Genomic DNA, 20,477 nt, shown 5'->3' with positions numbered 1-20,477 from the left:
AAGCACTTCGCTGTGGATAAACTGGGTATGAAGAAGAATTTGGAGCGGGAAACGAGACTCGAACTCGCGACCCCGACCTTGGCAAGGTCGTGCTCTACCAACTGAGCTATTCCCGCTTGGGTGGTGCGTGTCTTGCGACACTTTTCAAATTTTGGAGCGGGAAACGAGACTCGAACTCGCGACCCCGACCTTGGCAAGGTCGTGCTCTACCAACTGAGCTATTCCCGCTTGGGTGGTGCGTACATCTTGCGATACTTTTCAAATTTGGAGCGGGAAACGAGACTCGAACTCGCGACCCCGACCTTGGCAAGGTCGTGCTCTACCAACTGAGCTATTCCCGCAAAAATTTGTTGCTGTCGTAACGTGTAATTCTCTGTCGTTACGGGAGGCGCATTATACGAGAAATCCTTTTAGCTGCAACCCCCCTGAAAGCGATTTTTTTGAAATCCTGTTCAAGTGCCTAATTAATCGGCAAGCTGCACAATTTAACGGCAAAAACCCGGCTGCGCAAGCGCGCCGGGCAGCAAACTTACAACTTAATAAAGTTTTCGCGGTAATACGCCAGCTCAGCCACCGACTCACGAATATCGTCCATCGCCTGATGGGTGCCCTGCTTTTTGAAGCCATCCAGAATTTCCGGTTTCCAGCGACGCGCCAGCTCTTTCAGGGTGCTCACATCCAGATAGCGGTAATGGAAATAGGCTTCAAGCTCAGGCATGTACTTAAACAGGAAGCGGCGATCCTGGCCGATGCTGTTACCGCAGATCGGTGATTTACCGGCAGGCACCCACTGTTTCAGAAACTCAATGGTCGCCAGCTCCGCGTCGCGATCGCCCTGAGTGCTGGCTTTCACGCGCTCTACCAGCCCGCTGCCGGTATGGGTGCGCACGTTCCAGTCGTCCATCAGCGCCAGCTGTTCGTCAGACTGATGTACCGCAATGGTCGGGCCTTCCGCCAGAATGTTCAGGTTGGCATCGGTCACCAGCGTTGCGATCTCAATGATGCGATCGCGCTCGGGATCCAGACCGGTCATTTCAAGATCAATCCAAATCAGGTTGTTTTCATCCGCGCTCATGTTATTTTCCACCCTTCTCGCATAACCGGCAGTAGCAGGTTAACTAGTATTAATTAGTGTGTATCATAGAGGTTTTGCCCGATACGGGCGACCAGGAGTCAGCACGATTGAGTAAAAATAAACTCTCCAAAGGGCAACAGCGCCGTGTGAGTGCCAACCATCAGCGCCGTCTTAAGACCACTTCGGAGAAACCCGATTACGACGACAACCTGTTTGGCGAAACAACCGAAGGCATGGTGATCAGCCGTTTCGGCATGCACGCCGATGTGGAAGCCGCCGACGGTAGCGTCCACCGCTGCAACATTCGTCGCACCATCCGTTCACTGGTGACCGGTGACCGCGTGGTATGGCGTCCAGGCAAAGCGGCGTCCGAAGGTGTCAACGTAAAAGGGATCGTCGAAGCGGTTCATGAGCGCACGTCCGTTCTGACACGCCCCGACTTCTACGACGGCGTCAAACCGATCGCTGCCAACATCAATCAGATCGTGATTGTATCGGCGATCTTACCTGAGCTTTCGCTCAATATTATCGACCGCTATCTCGTTGCCTGCGAAACGCTGGACGTTGAGCCGCTGATCGTACTCAACAAAATCGATCTGCTGGATGACGAGGGAATGGCATTTGTGAACGAGCAAATGGACATCTACCGTGATATTGGCTATCGCGTACTGATGGTCTCCAGCCACAAGAAAGATGGCCTGAAACCGCTTGAAGAGGCGCTCACCGACCGCATCAGCATCTTTGCGGGTCAGTCTGGCGTGGGGAAATCCAGCCTGTTAAACAATCTTCTGGGGCTGCAGGAAGAGATCTTGACCAACGATGTGTCCGACAACTCCGGGCTGGGTCAGCACACCACCACGGCCTCGCGCCTGTACCACTTCCCACACGGCGGCGATGTCATTGACTCCCCAGGGGTGCGTGAATTTGGTTTGTGGCACCTTGAGCCGGAACAAATCTTCAATGGATTTGTCGAATTCCATGACTATTTAGGCGCTTGCAAATACCGCGACTGTAAACACGACAACGACCCTGGCTGCGCCATTCGTGAAGCGGTTGAAAACGGGAAAATTGCCGAAACCCGTTTCTACAACTACCACCGCATCCTCGAAAGCATGGACCAGGTAAAAACGCGTAAAAACTTTTCTGATTCTGATAACTGACAACTAAGCTAAGCGTCGCTAAAATCGTCCCCTTTTTTCAGGTTCCGGCGCTGTGAAGCCGGATCAGGAACGACAAAACAATGGCCTGGAGGCTACCTTGTTAAACTCATTTAAACTTTCGCTTCAATACATTCTGCCTAAACTATGGCTCACCCGCCTGGCGGGCTGGGGCGCGAGCAAACGAGCGGGCTGGCTGACTAAGCTGGTTATCGATCTGTTCGTTAAATACTACAAGGTCGACATGAAAGAGGCGCAGAAGCCGGACACCGCCAGCTACCGCACCTTTAACGATTTCTTTGTCCGCCCATTGCGTGATGACGTTCGTCCGCTGAACACCGACCCGAATGTGCTGGTGATGCCGGCAGACGGCGTGATAAGCCAGCTTGGTAAAATCGAAGAAGACAAAATTCTGCAGGCCAAAGGCCACGACTACAGCATGGAAGCCCTGCTGGCAGGTAACTATCTGATGGCAGACCTGTTCCGCAACGGCTCATTTGTCACCACCTACCTCTCGCCGCGCGACTATCACCGTGTACACATGCCGTGCAACGGTATCCTGCGTGAGATGATCTACGTGCCGGGCGATCTGTTCTCCGTGAACCATTTGACGGCGCAAAACGTCCCGAACCTGTTCGCCCGTAACGAGCGCGTCATCTGCCTGTTTGATACTGAATTTGGTCCAATGGCGCAGATTCTGGTGGGTGCTACCATTGTTGGCAGCATCGAAACCGTCTGGGCTGGCACCATCACGCCGCCACGCGAAGGTGTAATCAAACGCTGGACATGGCCGGCTGGCGAAAACGAAGGCTCGATTGCCCTGCTGAAAGGCCAGGAGATGGGTCGCTTCAAACTGGGTTCTACCGTGATCAACCTGTTCGCGCCGGGTAAAGTGAATCTGGTGGATTCTCTGCAAAGCCTGTCTGTGACTAAAATTGGTCAGCCGCTGGCTATCTCGACGGAAACCTTCGTGACACCAGAAGTCGAGCCAGCGCCACTGGCAGAAGAAGAGATTAAAGCCGAACACGACGCCAGCCCGCTGGTTGACGACAAGAACGACCAAGGCTAACCAAAGGGGTTACTGAAGTGCGCCCGATTATCATTTTTCTGATGGCCTGGTGCCTCAGTACAGGGGCGTACGCAGCGACAGCCCCTGATGCCAAACAGATCTCTCAAGAACTGGAGCAGGCAAAGGCGGCCAAACCCGCCCAGCCGGAAGCCGTTGAGCAGCTCCAGGCCGCGCTGAACGCGCTTGAGGAACGTAAAGGTTCCCTCGAGCGCGCAGAGCAATATCAGCAGGTTATCGATAACTTCCCCAAACTCTCCCAAACGCTCCGCTCGCAGCTGAATAATTTACGCGATGAGCCGCGTAACGTTCCCTCGGGCATGACGACGGACGCCCTGAATCAGGAAATCCTGCAGGTCAGCAGCCAGCTGCTGGAGAAAAGCCGTCAGGCGCAGCAGGAGCAAGAACGGGCGCGTGAAATCGCAGATTCGCTCAGCCAACTGCCCCAACAGCAAACCGATGCTCGCCGCCAGCTGAACGAAGTCGAGCGTCGTATCGGCACCCAGCCCGGTAATAATCCGCAAAATCTCAGCCTGCAGGCCGAATCGGCCAAACTGAAAGCCCTGGTCGATGAGCTGGAGCTGGCCCAGTTGTCTGCCAATAACCGTCAGGAACTGGCGCGAATGCGTTCCGAACTGGCGCAGAAACAGGGCCAGCAGCTCGATACCTATCTGCAAGCCCTGCGAAATCAGCTTAACAGCCAGCGTCAGCGCGAGGCAGAACGCGCGCTGGAGAGCACCGAGCTGCTGGCAGAAAACAGCGAAAATCTCCCGGCGGGGATCGTGGCGCAGTTCAAGATTAACCGCGAACTGTCCGCAGCCCTGAACCAGCAGGCCCAGCGTATGGATCTGGTGGCCTCGCAGCAGCGCCAGGCGACCAATCAAACCTTACAGGTGCGTCAGGCGCTGAACACCCTGCGCGAACAGTCCCAGTGGCTGGGCTCATCGAATTTGCTGGGCGAAGCCTTACGCGCTCAGGTAGCGCGTCTGCCGGAGATGCCTAAGCCGCAGCAGTTGGACACGGAAATGGCGCAGCTGCGCGTCCAGCGTTTGCGTTATGAAGATCTTCTCAACAAACAGTCTCAAGTCCGTCAGCAGCATCAGGCCGATGGCGAGCCGTTGACCAGCGAAGAGAATCGCATTCTCGACGCTCAGCTGCGCACTCAGCGCGAATTGCTGAACTCTCTGCTGCAGGGCGGCGACACGCTGATTCTGGAACTGACCAAGCTGAAAGTCTCCAACAGCCAGCTGGAAGACGCGCTGAAAGAGGTGAACGAAGCCACGCACCGCTATCTGTTCTGGACCTCTGACGTGCGCCCGATGAGCATCTCCTGGCCGATTGACCTTGTGCAAGACCTGCGCCGCCTGATTTCGCTGGATACTTTTGGTCAGTTAGGCAAAGCGGGCGTGATGATCCTCACCAGCAAAGAGACGATTTTCCCGCTGCTCGGCGCGCTGATTCTGGTTGGTTTTAGCATTTACTCGCGCAGGCACTTCACCCGTTTCCTGGAGCGTTCCAGCGCCCGGGTGGGGAAAGTGACGCAGGACCACTTCTGGCTCACGCTGCGCACCGTGTTTTGGTCGATTCTGGTGGCGTCCCCGCTGCCGGTGCTGTGGATGACGCTGGGCTATGGCCTGCGAGAAGCCTGGCCGTATCCGCTCGCCGTAGCGATTGGCGATGGCGTGACGGCCACGGTGCCGTTGCTGTGGGTGGTGATGATTTGCGCGACCTTTGCCCGTCCAAACGGGCTGTTTATCGCCCACTTCGCCTGGCCGCGCCAGCGCGTAACGCGGGCGATGCGCTATTACCTGATGAGTATCGGGCTTATTGTGCCGCTGATTATGGCGCTCATTATGTTCGATAATCTCAACGACCGTGAGTTTTCCGGCTCCCTCGGACGTCTGTGCTTTATGCTGATCTGCGGCGCGCTGGCGATGGTAACTCTGAGCCTGAAACGAGCCGGAATTCCGCTGTATGTCGACAAAACCGGTAGTGGCGAAAACATGGTGAACCGCATGCTGTGGAACCTGCTGCTCAGCGCTCCGCTGGCGGCGATTCTTGCCGCAGCAGTTGGGTATCTGGCAACCGCTCAGGCCCTGCTTGCCCGTCTGGAAACGTCGGTGGCGATCTGGTTCCTGCTGCTGGTCGTGTATCACATTATCCGCCGCTGGATGCTGATTCAGCGTCGCCGACTGGCGTTTGACCGCGCCAAACATCGTCGCGCCGAAATCCTCGCCCAGCGTGCGCGTGGCGAAGACGATCCGCACAGCACCAGCAGCACTGAAGGCACAACGGAAGTGGACGAGGTCGAACTGGATCTGGATGCCATCAGTACCCAGTCCCTGCGCCTGGTGCGCTCCATCCTGATGCTCATCGCGCTGCTGTCGGTGATCGTACTGTGGTCGGAGATCCACTCGGCGTTTGGCTTCCTTGAGAACATCTCTCTGTGGGATGCCACATCTACCGTGCAGGGCGTCGAAAGCCTTGAGCCGATTACGCTGGGTGCAGTGTTGATTGCGATTCTGGTGCTGATCATTACCACCCAACTGGTGCGTAACTTCCCTGCTCTGCTGGAGCTGGCGCTATTACAGCATCTGGATCTCACCCCCGGTACCGGATATGCCATCACTACGATTACAAAATACCTGATTCTGCTGTTTGGCGGACTGGTCGGCTTCTCGATGATTGGGATTGAGTGGTCCAAGCTGCAATGGCTGGTCGCGGCACTGGGTGTCGGTCTGGGCTTTGGTTTGCAGGAGATCTTCGCTAACTTCATCTCCGGCCTGATCATCCTGTTCGAAAAACCCATCCGCATTGGCGATACCGTGACGATCCGCGATCTGACCGGGAGCATCACCAAGATCAACACCCGTGCGACTACCATCAGCGACTGGGATCGCAAAGAGATCATCGTGCCGAATAAGGCGTTTATCACCGAGCAGTTTATCAACTGGTCGCTGTCCGACTCCGTGACGCGTGTGGTGCTGACCGTTCCCGCGCCATCAGATGCTAACAGCGAAGAGGTGACGCAGATTCTGTACACCGCTGCCGAGCGCTGTTCGCTGGTGATCGATAACCCGGCACCGGAAGTGTTCCTGGTCGATTTGCAGCAGGGGATTCAGATTTTCGAACTGCGTATCTACGCCGCTGAGATGGGTCACCGTATGCCGCTGCGTCATGAAATCCACCAGCTGATTCTGGCCGGGTTCCGCGAGCACGGTATTGATATGCCATTCCCACCGTTCCAGATGCGTCTGGAAACACTCGATGGGCGTAAAACGGGAAGAACGTTGACGTCTGCGGCGCGCAAGCGCCCGGCGGGAAGTTTGTAGGGTGAGTACGGTCTGATGTTCTCACCCGCCCTCTCCCTCAGGAGTAGGGCACACATAAAAAAACCCTCTCTCAAGAGGGTTTTTGCTGCTTATCTAGGCACGATCAACCGTAAACGCAATCACATCGCCTAATTGCTCGGCACCGAGCGCCAGCATCACCAGACGATCCACACCCAGCGCTACGCCGGAGCAGTCCGGCAGACCGGCTTTTAATGCTTCCAGCAGATGGGTATCAATTGGCTGCTGCGGCAGGCCGCGCGCGGTACGCTTGCGGTTATCCTGTTCGAAGCGCTGCTGCTGTTCGCGGGCATCGGTCAGCTCGTGGAAACCATTCGCCAGTTCCATGCCTTTGTAATAGACCTCAAAACGCTCGGCGACGCGGTGATCTTCGGTGCTGATCTGCGCCAGCGACGCCTGACTTGCCGGGAAGTGATAAACAAAGGTCGGGCGGTCTTTACCAATCTGCGGCTCCACGCCAAAGGTGAACAGCAGTTGCAGCAAGGTATCGCGATCTTCTTCTGTATCCGCGACGTTGCTCAGATCCAGCTTCGCCGCCACTTCACGCAGCTGCGTTTTGTCCGCGGACAGGGGATCGATTTCCAGATGACGCTGGAAAGCCTGCTGATAAGAGAGCGTCTCAGCACCGGCGCACTCCAGCACCTGTTGCAGCAGATCGTCCACTTCGTTCATCAGACGGTACATGTCGTAATGCGGGCGATACCACTCCAGCATGGTGAATTCTGGGTTGTGGTGACGCCCCATCTCTTCATTGCGGAAACTGCGGCACAGCTGATACACCGGGCCACAGCCCGCCGCCAGCAGGCGCTTCATGTGATATTCCGGACTGGTCATCAGGTACAGATTCATCCCCTGAGAGTGACCAGGACCGACAAAACGGGTTTCAAACGGGACCAGATGAATATCTGTTACCGTTGCCTGACTCATGCACGGCGTTTCCACCTCAAGTACACCACGGTCAGCAAAGAAGCGGCGAATTTCTGCCATAATTGCTGCACGTTTTAACAGGTTAGGGATGGTTGCGCTCGGCTGCCAGGTGGCCGTTTCGCTCATGGGAATTTTCTCCGGATTCAGACAAGGGCACGAAGTCTACTCGTTAGCGGGGAGAGAGACAAATTTTGCACAGTAAATTTTCTCGATTCAGCAATCCGCTAAATTCCGTGACGCAATCCATCAATTACGGTGATAAATCCCAGGACTTAACAGCAAAAAAATCGAACGCGTCAAATTTCCCCCACATCCATACGGTTATACTGTTTTACCCATAAAGGAGCAGTGGAAACGCATTCGCAACCGCCCTTGCGGCAAGTGAAACCTGTCAGGTCACACGTTGCGAAATAACAAAAATCTGGAGGAATGTCGTGCAAACTTTTCAAGCCGATCTTGTCGTTATAGGTGCTGGCGGCGCAGGATTACGGGCTGCGATTGCTGCAGCACAAGCGAATCCAACCGCTAAAATCGCACTGATTTCAAAAGTCTATCCGATGCGCAGCCACACGGTTGCCGCAGAAGGAGGGTCCGCCGCCGTAGCGCAGGATCATGACAGCTTCGAATACCATTTCCACGACACGGTTGCAGGGGGCGACTGGCTTTGCGAACAGGACGTCGTTGACTACTTTGTCCATCACTGCCCGACGGAAATGACCCAGCTGGAGCAGTGGGGCTGCCCGTGGAGTCGCCGTCCGGACGGTAGCGTTAACGTGCGCCGCTTCGGCGGAATGAAAATCGAACGCACCTGGTTTGCCGCCGATAAAACCGGCTTCCACATGCTTCACACCCTGTTCCAGACCTCCCTTCAGTTCCCTCAAATTCAACGCTTCGACGAACACTTCGTCCTCGACATTCTGGTTGACGACGGTCATGCCCGTGGTCTGGTGGCGATGAACATGATGGAAGGCACGCTGATTCAGATTCGCGCCAATGCGGTAGTGATGGCGACGGGCGGCGCAGGCCGCGTCTATCGCTACAACACCAACGGCGGGATCGTCACCGGTGATGGCATGGGCATGGCGCTTAGCCACGGCATTCCGCTGCGCGACATGGAGTTCGTGCAGTACCACCCAACCGGTCTCCCGGGTTCCGGCATTCTGATGACGGAAGGCTGCCGTGGTGAAGGCGGTATTCTGGTCAACAAAGATGGCTATCGCTATCTGCAGGATTACGGCATGGGCCCGGAAACACCGCTCGGTGAGCCGAAAAACAAATACATGGAACTTGGTCCGCGCGACAAAGTTTCTCAGGCGTTCTGGCACGAATGGCGCAAAGGTAACACCATCTCCACGCCGCGCGGCGATGTGGTCTATCTCGACCTGCGCCATCTGGGCGAAAAGAAATTGCTGGAGCGTCTGCCGTTCATCTGCGAACTGGCGAAAGCCTACGTTGGCGTCGACCCGGTGAAAGAACCGATTCCAGTGCGTCCAACGGCGCACTACACCATGGGCGGTATCGAAACCGATCAGCAGTGCGAAACGCGCATAAAAGGGCTGTTTGCCGTCGGAGAGTGCTCTTCCGTCGGCCTGCACGGTGCCAACCGTCTCGGCTCTAACTCGCTGGCAGAGCTGGTGGTGTTTGGTCGTATGGCGGGTGAGCGTGCGATGGAGCGTGCTGCTTCCGCCGGTGAAGCCAACAGCGCTGCGCTGGACGCGCAGGTGGTGGATGTCGAAAAACGCCTGAAAGCGCTGGTTAACCAGGAAGGGACGGAAAACTGGGCGAAAATCCGCGACGAAATGGGACTCTCCATGGAAGAAGGCTGCGGCATCTACCGTACGCCGGAGCTGATGCAGAAAACCGTCGATAAGCTGGCGGAACTGCAGGAGCGCTTCAAACGCGTGCGCATTACCGATACCTCCAGCGTGTTTAACACCGACCTGCTCTACACCATCGAGCTGGGCCACGGCCTGAACGTTGCCGAATGTATGGCGCACTCCGCCCTGGCGCGTAAAGAGTCGCGCGGCGCGCATCAGCGTCTGGACGAAGGCTGTACCGAACGCGACGACGTGAATTTCCTCAAGCATACCCTCGCTTATCGCGACGCGGACGGTACCACTCGTCTGGATTACAGCGACGTGAAAATTACCACGCTGCCACCAGCAAAACGCGTGTATGGGGCAGAAGCGGAAGCAGCCGATAAGAAGGAGAAGGCGAATGGCTGAGATGCAGACGTTGAAAATTGAAGTGGTGCGCTACAACCCGGAAGTGGACGTCGCACCGCACAGCGCGTTCTACGACGTGCCTTTTGATGAGCAGACCTCCCTGCTGGATGCGCTCGGGTACATCAAAGATAACCTGGCACCCGACCTCAGCTATCGCTGGTCCTGCCGCATGGCTATCTGCGGCTCCTGCGGCATGATGGTCAACAAAGTGCCGAAACTGGCCTGTAAAACCTTCCTGCGCGAGTACACCAAGGGCATGAAGGTCGAAGCGCTGGGTAACTTCCCGATTGAACGCGATCTGGTGGTCGATATGACCCACTTTATCGAAAGTCTGGAAGCGATTAAGCCGTATATTATTGGCAACCCGCGCACGCCGGATCAGGGTCCAAACACCCAAACCCCGGCGCAGATGGCGAAATACCATCAATTCTCCGGCTGCATCAACTGCGGTCTGTGCTACGCCGCCTGCCCGCAGTTCGGCCTGAATCCGGAGTTTATCGGCCCGGCCGCCATCACGCTGGCACACCGTTATAACGAAGACAGCCGCGACCACGGGAAGAAAGAACGTATGGCGCAGCTGAACAGCCAGAACGGCGTGTGGAGTTGCACCTTTGTGGGCTATTGCTCGGAAGTGTGTCCGAAGCATGTCGACCCGGCCGCCGCTATTCAGCAGGGTAAAGTGGAAAGCTCGAAAGACTTTCTTATCGCCACCCTGAAACCACGCTAAGGAGTGCATGATGACGACTAAACGCAAAGCCTACGTGCGGCCAATGCCAGCCACCTGGTGGAAGAAACTGCCGTTTTATCGCTTCTATATGCTGCGTGAAGGCACGGCGGTTCCCGCGGTCTGGTTCAGCCTTGAACTGATGTACGGCCTTTTCGCGCTGAAGCACGGCCCGGAAACCTGGGCCAGTTTCGTGGGCTTCCTGCAAAACCCGATCGTGGTGATCCTGAACCTGATCGTGCTCGCCGCCGCGCTGCTGCATACGAAAACCTGGTTTGAGCTGGCGCCGAAAGCAGCAAACATCATCGTGAAAGGCGAGAAAATGGGACCGGAGCCTGTCATTAAAGGGCTTTGGGCGGTGACTGCAGTGGTGACTGTGGTCGTTCTGTTTGTGGCACTGTTCTGGTAAGGAGGCCTGAGTGATTAATCCCAATCCAAAACGCTCTGACGAGCCGGTATTCTGGGGCCTGTTCGGTGCAGGCGGCGTGTGGAGCGCCATCGTCGCACCGGTCATCATCCTGCTGGTAGCGATCTTGCTGCCGCTGGGGCTGTTCCCTGGCGATGCGCTGGGCTACGACCGCGTGTTTGCGTTCGCCAGCAGCTTTATTGGCCGCGTGTTTATCTTCCTGATGATTGTTCTGCCGCTCTGGCTGGGGCTGCATCGCATCCACCACGCCATGCATGACCTGAAAATCCACGTGCCAAACGGCAAGTGGGTGTTCTACGGTCTGGCGACCATTCTGACGGTTGTCACCCTGGTTGCTATCGTCACAATTTGATATTGTGCGTCTTCATCCGGCCCGCCCTTCCGGCGGGCTTTTTTTATGGAAGATGCTCAGATGAAAAAATCATTTTGCTGTGCGTTACTGCTCAGCGCGTCATTCTCAACGCTCGCGGCACCCGTGACAGACAAACAGCTGGCCGACATCGTTAACCGCACCATTACCCCGCTAATGCAGGAGCAGGCTATCCCAGGGATGGCGGTCGCGGTGATTTACCAGGGCAAACCTCACTTCTTCACCTGGGGTAAAGCCGATATCGCCGCAAACCGCCCCGTCACTCAGCAAACGTTGTTTGAACTGGGTTCCGTGAGCAAAACCTTCACCGGTGTGCTGGGCGGCGATGCCATCGCGCGCGGCGAAATTCGCCTGAGCGATCCTGTGACAAAATACTGGCCTGAGCTGACGGGTAAGCAGTGGCAGCAGATTAACCTGCTTCATCTGGCGACCTACACGGCGGGTGGTTTGCCGTTGCAGGTGCCTGATGAAGTAACCGATCGGGCAGCCTTGCTGACGTTTTATCAAAACTGGCAGCCACAGTGGGCACCCGGCGAAAAGCGTCTTTACGCGAACGCCAGCATTGGCCTGTTTGGTTCGCTTGCGGTCAAACCCTCCGGTATGAGCTTTGAACAGGCCATGACCACGCGCGTACTCCAGCCGCTGAAACTCAATCACACCTGGCTGACCGTACCCGAGAGCGAACAGCAGCATTACGCCTGGGGCTATCGCGACGGCAAAGCGGTTCACGTTTCGCCGGGCCAGTTGGATGCAGAAGCCTACGGCGTTAAAACCACGATTGAGGATATGGCGAGCTGGGTGAAGGCCAACATGAATCCGACAACCGTAAGCGATCAAAAACTTCAGCAGGGCATTACGCTTGCTCAATCGCGCTACTGGCAGATAGGTGAGATGTATCAGGGCTTAGGCTGGGAAATGCTGAACTGGCCGGTGAAGGCGAAAACGGTGGTGACCGGCAGCGATAATAAAGTGGCGCTGGCGCCGGCCACTGCAGTGGAAATTAATCCGCCTGCGCCTGCCGTGAAAGCATCATGGGTACATAAAACCGGATCTACCGGCGGATTTGGTAGCTACGTGGCCTTTATTCCGCAAAAAGATCTCGGCATCGTGATGCTGGCGAATAAAAGCTATCCCAACCCAGCTCGTGTAGATGCCGCGTTCCGTATTCTGGACGCGCTCCAGTAACCTTTTGTCCCGCATTTTCCTTGCTGTCATCTACACTTAACAAAAAAACAGCAAGGAAACTTCTATGCGCATTTTGCCTGTTATCGCCGCGGTGACAGCCGCGTTTTTAGTTGTGGCCTGTAGTTCCCCTACCCCGCCGAATGGCGTCACCGTAGTTAATAACTTTGATGCACAGCGTTATCTCGGTACCTGGTATGAAATCGCCCGTCTCGATCACCGCTTTGAGCGCGGGCTACAGCGCGTCACCGCAACCTACAGCACCATGGATGACGGCGGCATTCAGGTCATTAATAAGGGATATAATCCAGAGCGTGGAATGTGGCAGCAGACGATCGGCAAAGCCTACTTTACCGGCGACCCGAGCAGAGCCGCGCTGAAAGTGTCGTTCTTTGGCCCGTTCTACGGCGGCTATAACGTGATTGCGCTGGACCGGGAATATCGCCATGCGCTGGTCTGCGGGCCGGATCGCGACTATCTGTGGATACTCTCACGCACACCGACCATTTCTGACGAAATGAAAAAGCAAATGCTCGATGTCGCGACCCGACAAGGGTTTGATGTGTCGAAATTAATCTGGGTTGAACAGCCGCATTAATGGGTGCTGAGTTTAAGCCCAATAATCCCCGCGACGATTAACGCGAGGCTGGCGATTCGCGCCGGACTCGCGGATTCCCCCAGCAGCAGAATGCCGGTAATTGCCGCACCGACTGCGCCAATCCCCGTCCACACGGCATAGGCTGTCCCCACGGGCAGCGTGCGCATCGCCCAGGAGAGCAGTGCAATACTGACAATCATCGCGGTGACGGTAATGATGCTGGGCGTGAGGCGCGTAAAACCGTGGGTGTATTTCAGGCCAATGGCCCACACCACTTCCAGCAAACCGGCGATCAAAAGAATTATCCAGGACATATCAGGCTCCTTAACTTAAATAACAGTCTGGGGCCGTCCCCGGTGAGAGAAGCGCTTGCAGGTCGTCCCGCAAGGCTGAGTTGAGAGGCCTATTCTGCGCAAGATGTGATTTTTTTTCAATCTGTTTGCTGAATGTAAGTAAAAGCCTGAAATAGCCTCAGTATGCAACGGAGTTCCATCATTTATCACTCATCGGACTTCCCTATGATGGTGTGCTTTCTGATGGCAGAAAGCCGAACCCGTTGCCTGATGCGAAAAAAAACATGTTTAAAATTCTCTTGATTGACCGTTGTCACTTCACCCGCTCAGGGTTTGCAGCATGGCTCAATCATTCAGGTCTGTTCCCCGGCTCTTTTATGGTCACCGGCGTTAACAACCTGTTCCTTGCCCGGGAGCATATCCTGCAATGGAACCCTACACTGATTATTGCTGACTTAAATAGTTTTACTCAGGATATGGGTGATATCCAGCAGCTCTCCTCGCTGCTCATTGCCAGCGAGACGCGGCCTTTTATTTTGCTGCAATCCAGCGAAAAAACGGACATGTCGCAATATATAAAACAGTTCCCGCTGTGGGCCTCGCTGTGTAAAAGCACGCCGCTCTACACGCTGGCGACGGTGATTAATGACGCCCTGAGTTCCTGTGCCAGCTATGAGATACCGCAAATTGCGACGCCGCTCTTGACCCGACAGGAAGAGAAAGTATTAGCACTGTGGATGGAAGGTGCCAGCAATCAGAAAATTGCCGGTAAACTAAGTATTAACAGTAAGACGGTCTACACCTACAAACGGAACATCCGTATGAAGCTGCATATGGATACGCGGTTTTCACCGTTTTTGACACTTCAGGACGTTGCAAGCTGACGGTACGGTGGCAGTTCCGTACCGTCCGTTAACACCGCTATTAATTCTGTGCTTTCGTTGCTGCACCGGAAATAGCGTTACCGCCGCTTTGGATATCTTCACCCACGCCACGCGTGGTGTTGCATGCGGTTAATACTGAGGAAAGCACCAGTACAGAAAAGATCGCTGCAATTGTTTTCTTAACCATAATATATCTTCCTTTTATAGCCAATGTTATTTGTGTATAGCCACTTAAGGATAGACAAAATCCCGCCGGTCGACGGAAAAGGACGTATTTTTTCGGAGTTTTAGAAGTGATTAGCTGGCCGCGTGGGAAATAACATGGCCCAGATCTTTAATATCCTCGCCGACACCACGTGCGGTATTGCACCCGGAAAGGATCGCGCTGGAGAGCACCAGCATCAGCAGAATTTTAACGGTACGTTTCATCATCCCTGCCTGAATCAATCAGGCGCAGCAGACGCTGCGCCTCAATCATTTACATGAATTACTTCACGCGGGATACGTATTCGCCAGAGCGAGTATCCACTTTGATCACTTCGCCAATCTGAACGAACAGTGGAACTTTAACCACTGCGCCAGTGGACAGCGTTGCTGGCTTGCCGCCAGTCCCTGCGGTGTCACCTTTCAGGCCTGGATCGGTTTCAATGATTTCCAGCTCAACGAAGTTAGGCGGAGTCACGCTGATAGGCTGACCGTTCCACAGGGTCACGATGCATTCAGCCTGATCCAGCAGCCACTTCGCGTTGTCACCAACGGCTTTCTCGTCAGCAGCCAGCTGCTCAAAAGTTTCGTTGTTCATGAAGTGATAGAACTCGCCGTCGTTGTACAGGAAGGTCAGGTTCATATCGACCACGTCAGCGCCTTCAGCGGAGTCGGTGGATTTGAAGGTTTTCTCAACACGGGTACCGGTCAGCAGGCGACGCAGCTTAACGCGCGCAAATGCCTGGCCTTTACCTGGTTTAACGAATTCGCTGGCTTCAACCGCATACGGTTCGCCGTCCATCATGATTTTAAGACCAGCACGAAAATCGTTGCTATAGTAAGTCGCCATAAGGCCCTCTGAAAATTGTTAACTGGTAGCTAAGCCACAAAATGGCGCATATTGTAACCCTAAATACCCCGTCCAGAGAAGATTGGTTATCGCAACTTGCCGATGTAATCACCAGTCCTGATGAACTGCTGCGTCTATTGAATATAGACACAGATGAAAATTTGCTCGCCGGTCGTGAAGCAAAACGCCTCTTTGCCTTGCGCGTCCCGCGTGCGTTTGTCGCGCGTATGGAGAAAGGCAACCCCGACGATCCGCTTCTGAAACAGGTACTTACCTCGCAGGATGAGTTCGTGACAGCACCGGGCTATAGCACCGATCCGCTGGAAGAACAGAACAGTGTGGTGCCGGGCCTGCTGCATAAATACCTCAACCGTGCGCTGCTGCTGGTGAAAGGTGGCTGTGCGGTAAATTGTCGCTATTGCTTCCGTCGCCACTTCCCGTATGCCGAAAATCAGGGCAATAAGCGCAACTGGCAGGTGGCACTGGACTATATTGCCGCCCATCCGGAGCTGGATGAGATCATCTTTTCCGGTGGCGATCCGCTGATGGCGAAGGATCATGAGCTGGACTGGCTGCTCACGCAACTCGAAGCGATCCCCCACATCAAACGGTTACGCATTCACAGTCGTCTGCCGATTGTGATCCCCGCGCGCATTACGGATACCCTGGTTTCGCGCTTCGAACAGTCGCGGCTGCAAATCCTGCTGGTGAATCACATTAACCACGCCAACGAGATCGACGACGCTTTTCGTTCGGCGATGATTCGTCTGCGCCAGGCTGGCGTGACCTTGTTAAACCAGAGCGTGCTGTTGCGCGGCGTGAATGATAACGCACGTGCGCTCGCCGATCTGAGCAACGCGCTGTTTGATGCGTCGGTTATGCCTTATTACCTGCATGTGCTGGACCGCGTTCAGGGTGCGTCGCATTTCATGGTGAGCGATGAGGAAGCCCGGCAGATTATGCGGGAGCTGCTGACGCTGGTATCAGGCTATATGGTGCCGAAACTGGCGCGAGAAATTGGTGGTGAGCCGAGCAAAACGCCGCTGGATTTGCAGCTACGTCAGTCGTAAAAAGCGGATGGTGTAGAGTCAAAACAAAACGGCAACCGGTGTTGCCGTTTTTTGTTTGTAGCCTCTGCGATAAACAGAGGGTTCAGGTGAGGACATTAGCCCGCACGTGACTCAGTTCGGGCACTTATAGACCTGGCCGTTCATGGAACTCGCCGTCGGGACAAAGCTCGACAGAATGCCTTGCGATGGGCTGCTCACACCGTAAATGACGTTGCCACCCATTGCCGCCGCCTGGTTACGCAGCGCATTCGCGGCACCACGCATTGAACCGCCTTCGTCACCGTGCTGACCCGACATCCAGTTACTCTGCTCACCGGTTGCCGAACCTAACAGCTGGCACTCGCTGCCCGGCTTATCTTCCACAAAGCGAACGCCCTGACCCGCCGAGGAGAGCTCATTACTGGAGCTACAACCTGCCAGCAGCAACGCTGCCCCTACGATCCCTGCACAGACTTTAACGCGCATGTTATTCCCCGTTTGCAATAAGCTGGACAAGAGTTGTCCGTGTGTAAACCTTATACTAAAAAGATGAACAAAAGAAAAACCCCCAGACATTTCTGCCTAGGGGTTTTTCATTTCTGGGAGGGTTACGCCCAACGCATTCTGGTTACAGAACGATGCCGGGCGTAGGGCAATTACATCATGCCGCCCATTCCACCCATACCGCCCATGCCGCCTGCGCCTAAGTCAGGAGCATCGCCTTTAGGCAGGTCGGTCACCATGCATTCGGTGGTGATCATCAGACCCGCTACAGAGGCCGCGTACTGCAGAGCAGAACGGGTAACTTTAGTTGGGTCCAGGATACCGAAGTCGATCATGTTGCCGTATTCTTCAGTTGCTGCGTTGTAACCGTAGTTACCTTCGCCTGCTTTCACGTTGTTCGCCACAACAGACGGCTCTTCACCGGCGTTGGACACGATCTGACGCAGTGGGGCTTCCATTGCGCGCAGCGCAACTTTGATACCCACGTTCTGATCTTCGTTCTGAGCAGTCAGGCCAGCCAGTTTAGCGGCAACGCGAACCAGCGCAACACCACCACCGGCAACCACGCCTTCTTCTACCGCAGCACGGGTTGCGTGCAGGGCGTCATCAACGCGCGCTTTCTTCTCTTTCATTTCAACTTCGGTAGCAGCACCGACTTTGATTACTGCAACGCCGCCTGCCAGTTTCGCTACGCGCTCCTGCAGTTTTTCACGGTCGTAGTCAGAGGTCGCTTCTTCGATCTGCTTACGGATCTGAGTAACACGGCCCTGGATTGCGCCTTCGTCACCCACGCCATCGATGATGGTGGTGGTGTCTTTGTTGATCACAACGCGTTTCGCCTGACCCAGGTCTTCCAGAGTCGCTTTTTCCAGTTCCATACCGATTTCTTCAGAAATCACGGTACCGCCGGTCAGCGTTGCGATGTCCTGCAGCATCGCTTTACGACGATCGCCGAAGCCAGGTGCTTTAACCGCAGCGACTTTCACGATGCCACGCATGGTGTTAACCACAAGCGTTGCCAGTGCTTCGCCTTCAACATCTTCAGCGATGATAACCAGCGGTTTACCGGCTTTCGCAACGGCTTCCAGTACTGGCAGCATTTCACGGATGTTGGAGATTTTTTTGTCAGCCAGCAGGATGAACGGGCTTTCGAGTTCAACAGCGCCGGTTTCTGGCTTGTTGATGAAGTATGGGGACAGGTAGCCGCGGTCGAACTGCATACCTTCTACTACGTCCAGTTCGTCTTCCAGACCGGTACCGTCTTCAACGGTGATCACGCCTTCTTTACCGACTTTGTCCATCGCTTCAGCGATCAGTTTGCCTACGGTTTCGTCGGAGTTAGCGGAGATAGTACCAACCTGCGCAATCGCTTTTGAGTCGGAGCATGGTACGGACAGGGCTTTCAGCTCTTCAACAGCGGCGATAACCGCTTTGTCGATACCGCGCTTCAGGTCCATTGGGTTCATGCCCGCAGCAACAGCTTTCAGGCCTTCAGCGATGATCGCCTGAGCCAGCACGGTCGCGGTGGTGGTACCGTCGCCTGCAGCGTCGTTCGCTTTAGAGGCAACTTCTTTCACCATCTGCGCGCCCATGTTTTCGAATTTGTCTTCCAGTTCGATTTCACGTGCAACGGAAACGCCATCTTTAGTGATGGTTGGTGCGCCGAAGGATTTATCCAGCACTACGTTACGGCCTTTCGGGCCCAGGGTCACTTTAACTGCATCTGCCAGTACGTTTACGCCGCGCAGCATTTTCACACGAGCGTCGTTACCGAATTTTACGTCTTTAGCTGCCATGTTCTTATTTCCTCAAATTCGTTCAGTATCGTTTCGCGGATTACGCTTCAACAATTGCCAGGATGTCGCTTTCGGACATGATCAACACTTCTTCATTGTCGATCTTCTCGGATTTCACGCCGTAGCCATCGTTGAAAATCACGATGTCGCCAACTTTAACGTCCAGCGGTTGCACTGTACCGTTTTCCAGGATGCGGCCCTTACCGACAGCGATGATTTCGCCACGAGTTGATTTGGCTGCTGCAGAACCGGTCAGTACGATGCCGCCTGCAGATTTGGTTTCAACTTCTTTACGCTTGACGATCACACGATCATGTAACGGACGAATACTCATTGATAGCTCTCCTTCGAGAAAGTCATTATCAGTTATGGAAGACGCCGGGCCGTAAAAGGTTTACCGACTGGTGCCCTGAGAGATGGGGGTCGGATTTTGCCCCTTCAAGGGGCAGTCGAAAAAAAATTTGTGAAAGTGTTACCATCGCCTCTCTTTTGATGGTGGCAGGACGAAGTGAATGAGTGGACTCAAACAGGAGCTGGGGCTGGCGCAGGGCGTTGGTTTGCTCTCCACCTCCTTGTTAGGTACCGGTGTTTTTGCCGTGCCCGCACTGGCGGCTCTGGTGGCAGGAAATAACAGTCTGTGGGCGTGGCCGGTGCTGATCGTGCTGGTTTTTCCGATTGCGATTGTCTTTGCGACGCTCGGCCGCCATTTCCCCAGCGCCGGTGGCGTGGCGCATTTTGTCGGCATGGCGTTTGGCCCACGGCTGGAGCGCGTCACCGGCTGGCTTTTCCTGTCGGTCATCCCTGTAGGGCTTCCTGCTGCTCTGCACATCGCCACCGGTTTTGGTCAGGCGCTGTTTGGCTGGCATGACGAACAGCTGCTGCTGGCGGAGCTGGGGACACTGGCGATCGTCTGGTGGGTCGGGTCTCGCGGCGCCAGTTCCAGCGCTAATCTGCAAACGTTGGTCGCCGTGCTGATCGTCGCGTTGATTGCGGCGATATGGTGGGCGGGCGATATTCAGGTGAGCGCGATTCCGTTCCCGGCGATCGCAGATGTCGAGCACACACAACTATTCGCCGCGCTTGCGGTGATGTTCTGGTGCTTTGTCGGGCTGGAGGCGTTTGCGCATCTGGCGTCAGAGTTTAAACAGCCGGAGAGAGATTTCCCGCGCGCGCTGATGATTGGCCTGCTGCTGGCGGGCACCGTTTACTGGGCCTGTACAGTGCTGGTGCTGCATTTCAGTGCGTATAGCGCCGACATGGCCGCAGCCGCTTCGCTGCCAGGGATGGTGGTGCAACTCTTTGGCGTCAAAGCCCTGTGGATTGCCTGCGTGATTGGTTATCTCGCCTGCTTTGCCAGCCTGAATATTTATATTCAGAGCTTCGCCCGCCTGGTGTGGTCCCAGGCGCAGTATAAGCCGGACAGCCGCCTGTCACGCCTGTCAAAGCGCCAGTTACCCCTGAACGCGCTAAACGCCGTGCTGGGCTGTTGCGTGCTGAGCACCCTGTGTATTTCTGAATATCAATCTCGATGCGCTGATCGTCTATGCGAACGGCATTTTCATCATCATTTATCTGCTGTGCATGCTGGCAGGATGCCGGTTGCTGAAAGGACGATTTAAAGTGCTGGCGGTAGTCGGCGGCGTACTGTGTTTGCTGCTGCTGGTGATGGTTGGCTGGAAGAGTTTGTACGCTTTGGTGATGCTGGCAGGGCTGTGGATGTTCTTGCCGAAACGAAGCGTGCTTTAAACGCCGGATAGCGCTGCGCTTTTCCGGCCTGCAAGATATCAGGCCCGGTA

General features: G+C 55.2%; 20 protein-coding genes, 3 tRNA genes and 1 pseudogene. 12 read left to right on the top strand and 12 right to left on the bottom strand.

Translation table 11 applies throughout. From position 1 onward, the window contains the following. Window positions 1-40: 40 nt before the first annotated feature. The 4 genes from ACB496_RS02050 to orn all read right to left on the bottom strand — a co-directional run bounded on the left by ACB496_RS02050 (window position 41) and on the right by orn (window position 1,075). A tRNA-Gly gene (locus ACB496_RS02050) sits at window positions 41-116 on the bottom strand. A gap of 36 nt (window positions 117-152) precedes the next feature. Further along, a tRNA-Gly gene (locus tag ACB496_RS02045) sits at window positions 153-228 on the bottom strand. A gap of 37 nt (window positions 229-265) precedes the next feature. Beyond that, a tRNA-Gly gene (locus tag ACB496_RS02040) sits at window positions 266-341 on the bottom strand. 188 nt (window positions 342-529) lie between these two features. Then, a complete protein-coding gene (gene orn, locus ACB496_RS02035) occupies window positions 530-1,075 on the bottom strand; it encodes an oligoribonuclease (RefSeq protein WP_100777902.1) in 546 nt (181 codons plus the stop codon). A gap of 107 nt (window positions 1,076-1,182) precedes the next feature. Between orn and rsgA the strand changes: the two genes are divergently transcribed. The 3 genes from rsgA to mscM all read left to right on the top strand — a co-directional run bounded on the left by rsgA (window position 1,183) and on the right by mscM (window position 6,630). Then, window positions 1,183-2,235 (top strand): small ribosomal subunit biogenesis GTPase RsgA, encoded by a 1,053-nt coding sequence (gene rsgA / locus ACB496_RS02030; RefSeq protein ID WP_102104432.1) that lies wholly within the window; start codon window positions 1,183-1,185, stop codon window positions 2,233-2,235. 97 nt (window positions 2,236-2,332) lie between these two features. Then, window positions 2,333-3,301, top strand: coding sequence for an archaetidylserine decarboxylase (gene asd, locus ACB496_RS02025; protein ID WP_102104431.1), 969 nt, complete (start codon window positions 2,333-2,335; stop codon window positions 3,299-3,301). 17 nt (window positions 3,302-3,318) lie between these two features. Then, on the top strand, window positions 3,319-6,630 hold the full coding sequence (gene mscM / locus ACB496_RS02020; protein ID WP_102104430.1) for a miniconductance mechanosensitive channel MscM: 3,312 nt from the start codon (window positions 3,319-3,321) through the stop codon (window positions 6,628-6,630). Window positions 6,631-6,723: 93 nt separating this feature from the next. Here mscM and epmA read toward each other — a convergent pair whose 3' ends face one another. Continuing rightward, window positions 6,724-7,701: an elongation factor P--(R)-beta-lysine ligase gene (gene epmA, locus ACB496_RS02015; RefSeq protein WP_100777906.1), complete on the bottom strand. Its 978-nt coding sequence runs from the start codon at window positions 7,699-7,701 to the stop codon at window positions 6,724-6,726. Between the two features lie 308 nt (window positions 7,702-8,009). On the opposite strand from epmA, the gene frdA reads away from it, so the two are divergent. From frdA to ACB496_RS01985, 6 genes are all read left to right on the top strand, one after another. Continuing rightward, complete coding sequence (frdA, locus tag ACB496_RS02010) at window positions 8,010-9,800, top strand: fumarate reductase (quinol) flavoprotein subunit (protein WP_371974227.1); 1,791 nt, start codon at window positions 8,010-8,012, stop codon at window positions 9,798-9,800. After that, window positions 9,793-10,527: a succinate dehydrogenase/fumarate reductase iron-sulfur subunit gene (locus ACB496_RS02005; RefSeq protein ID WP_100777908.1), complete on the top strand. Its 735-nt coding sequence runs from the start codon at window positions 9,793-9,795 to the stop codon at window positions 10,525-10,527. Before frdA ends, ACB496_RS02005 begins: the two co-directional genes overlap by 8 nt. Before the next feature lie 10 nt (window positions 10,528-10,537). Next, window positions 10,538-10,933: a fumarate reductase subunit FrdC gene (gene frdC / locus ACB496_RS02000; RefSeq protein WP_100777909.1), complete on the top strand. Its 396-nt coding sequence runs from the start codon at window positions 10,538-10,540 to the stop codon at window positions 10,931-10,933. A gap of 10 nt (window positions 10,934-10,943) precedes the next feature. Continuing rightward, window positions 10,944-11,303, top strand: a complete 360-nt coding sequence (gene frdD / locus ACB496_RS01995) for a fumarate reductase subunit FrdD (RefSeq protein ID WP_371974226.1) — start codon at window positions 10,944-10,946, stop codon at window positions 11,301-11,303. A 60-nt stretch (window positions 11,304-11,363) separates the two neighbouring features. After that, window positions 11,364-12,506, top strand: coding sequence for a CMY2/MIR/ACT/EC family class C beta-lactamase (ampC, locus tag ACB496_RS01990; protein WP_371974225.1), 1,143 nt, complete (start codon window positions 11,364-11,366; stop codon window positions 12,504-12,506). A 64-nt stretch (window positions 12,507-12,570) separates the two neighbouring features. After that, a complete protein-coding gene (locus ACB496_RS01985) occupies window positions 12,571-13,101 on the top strand; it encodes a lipocalin family protein (RefSeq protein WP_100777911.1) in 531 nt (176 codons plus the stop codon). On the opposite strand, the gene sugE is transcribed toward ACB496_RS01985, so the two are convergent. Beyond that, on the bottom strand, window positions 13,098-13,415 hold the full coding sequence (sugE, locus tag ACB496_RS01980) for a quaternary ammonium compound efflux SMR transporter SugE (protein WP_100777912.1): 318 nt from the start codon (window positions 13,413-13,415) through the stop codon (window positions 13,098-13,100). The two genes, ACB496_RS01985 and sugE, sit on opposite strands and share 4 nt — an antisense overlap. A 263-nt stretch (window positions 13,416-13,678) precedes the next feature. Between sugE and ACB496_RS01975 the strand changes: the two genes are divergently transcribed. Further along, window positions 13,679-14,278 carry a LuxR C-terminal-related transcriptional regulator gene (locus ACB496_RS01975; RefSeq protein ID WP_371975204.1) on the top strand — a complete coding sequence of 200 codons (600 nt, stop codon included), beginning with the start codon at window positions 13,679-13,681 and terminating at the stop codon, window positions 14,276-14,278. 40 nt (window positions 14,279-14,318) lie between these two features. Here ACB496_RS01975 and ecnB read toward each other — a convergent pair whose 3' ends face one another. The 3 genes from ecnB to efp form a co-directional block, all read right to left on the bottom strand. Then, window positions 14,319-14,465 (bottom strand): lipoprotein toxin entericidin B, encoded by a 147-nt coding sequence (ecnB, locus tag ACB496_RS01970; protein WP_100777913.1) that lies wholly within the window; start codon window positions 14,463-14,465, stop codon window positions 14,319-14,321. Window positions 14,466-14,575: 110 nt separating this feature from the next. Beyond that, complete coding sequence (locus tag ACB496_RS01965) at window positions 14,576-14,707, bottom strand: entericidin A/B family lipoprotein (RefSeq protein ID WP_100777914.1); 132 nt, start codon at window positions 14,705-14,707, stop codon at window positions 14,576-14,578. A gap of 58 nt (window positions 14,708-14,765) precedes the next feature. Next, window positions 14,766-15,332: an elongation factor P gene (gene efp, locus ACB496_RS01960; RefSeq protein WP_095280459.1), complete on the bottom strand. Its 567-nt coding sequence runs from the start codon at window positions 15,330-15,332 to the stop codon at window positions 14,766-14,768. 41 nt (window positions 15,333-15,373) lie between these two features. Between efp and epmB the strand changes: the two genes are divergently transcribed. Beyond that, entirely contained in the window at window positions 15,374-16,402 is a 1,029-nt protein-coding gene (gene epmB, locus ACB496_RS01955) for an EF-P beta-lysylation protein EpmB (protein ID WP_371974224.1), read from the top strand. A gap of 111 nt (window positions 16,403-16,513) precedes the next feature. Here the strand turns inward: epmB and ACB496_RS01950 are convergent, their stop codons facing one another. From ACB496_RS01950 to ACB496_RS01940, 3 genes are all read right to left on the bottom strand, one after another. Beyond that, on the bottom strand, window positions 16,514-16,867 hold the full coding sequence (locus tag ACB496_RS01950) for a DUF4156 domain-containing protein (RefSeq protein ID WP_100777916.1): 354 nt from the start codon (window positions 16,865-16,867) through the stop codon (window positions 16,514-16,516). Between the two features lie 170 nt (window positions 16,868-17,037). After that, window positions 17,038-18,681, bottom strand: a complete 1,644-nt coding sequence (groL, locus tag ACB496_RS01945; RefSeq protein WP_100777917.1) for a chaperonin GroEL — start codon at window positions 18,679-18,681, stop codon at window positions 17,038-17,040. A 40-nt stretch (window positions 18,682-18,721) separates the two neighbouring features. Then, the gene (locus ACB496_RS01940) at window positions 18,722-19,015 is read right to left on the bottom strand and encodes a co-chaperone GroES (protein ID WP_003855929.1); all 294 of its coding nucleotides are present in this window, start codon (window positions 19,013-19,015) and stop codon (window positions 18,722-18,724) included. A gap of 178 nt (window positions 19,016-19,193) precedes the next feature. Between ACB496_RS01940 and yjeH the strand changes: the two are divergent. Continuing rightward, window positions 19,194-20,427, top strand: a pseudogene (gene yjeH / locus ACB496_RS01935) (L-methionine/branched-chain amino acid transporter). Window positions 20,428-20,477 lie beyond the last annotated feature (50 nt).

It is taken from the genome of Lelliottia nimipressuralis, from assembly GCF_041464075.1.
Taxonomy (GTDB): Bacteria; Pseudomonadota; Gammaproteobacteria; order Enterobacterales; family Enterobacteriaceae; genus Enterobacter; species Enterobacter nimipressuralis.
This window is presented reverse-complemented; position numbering and strand designations above follow the sequence as displayed.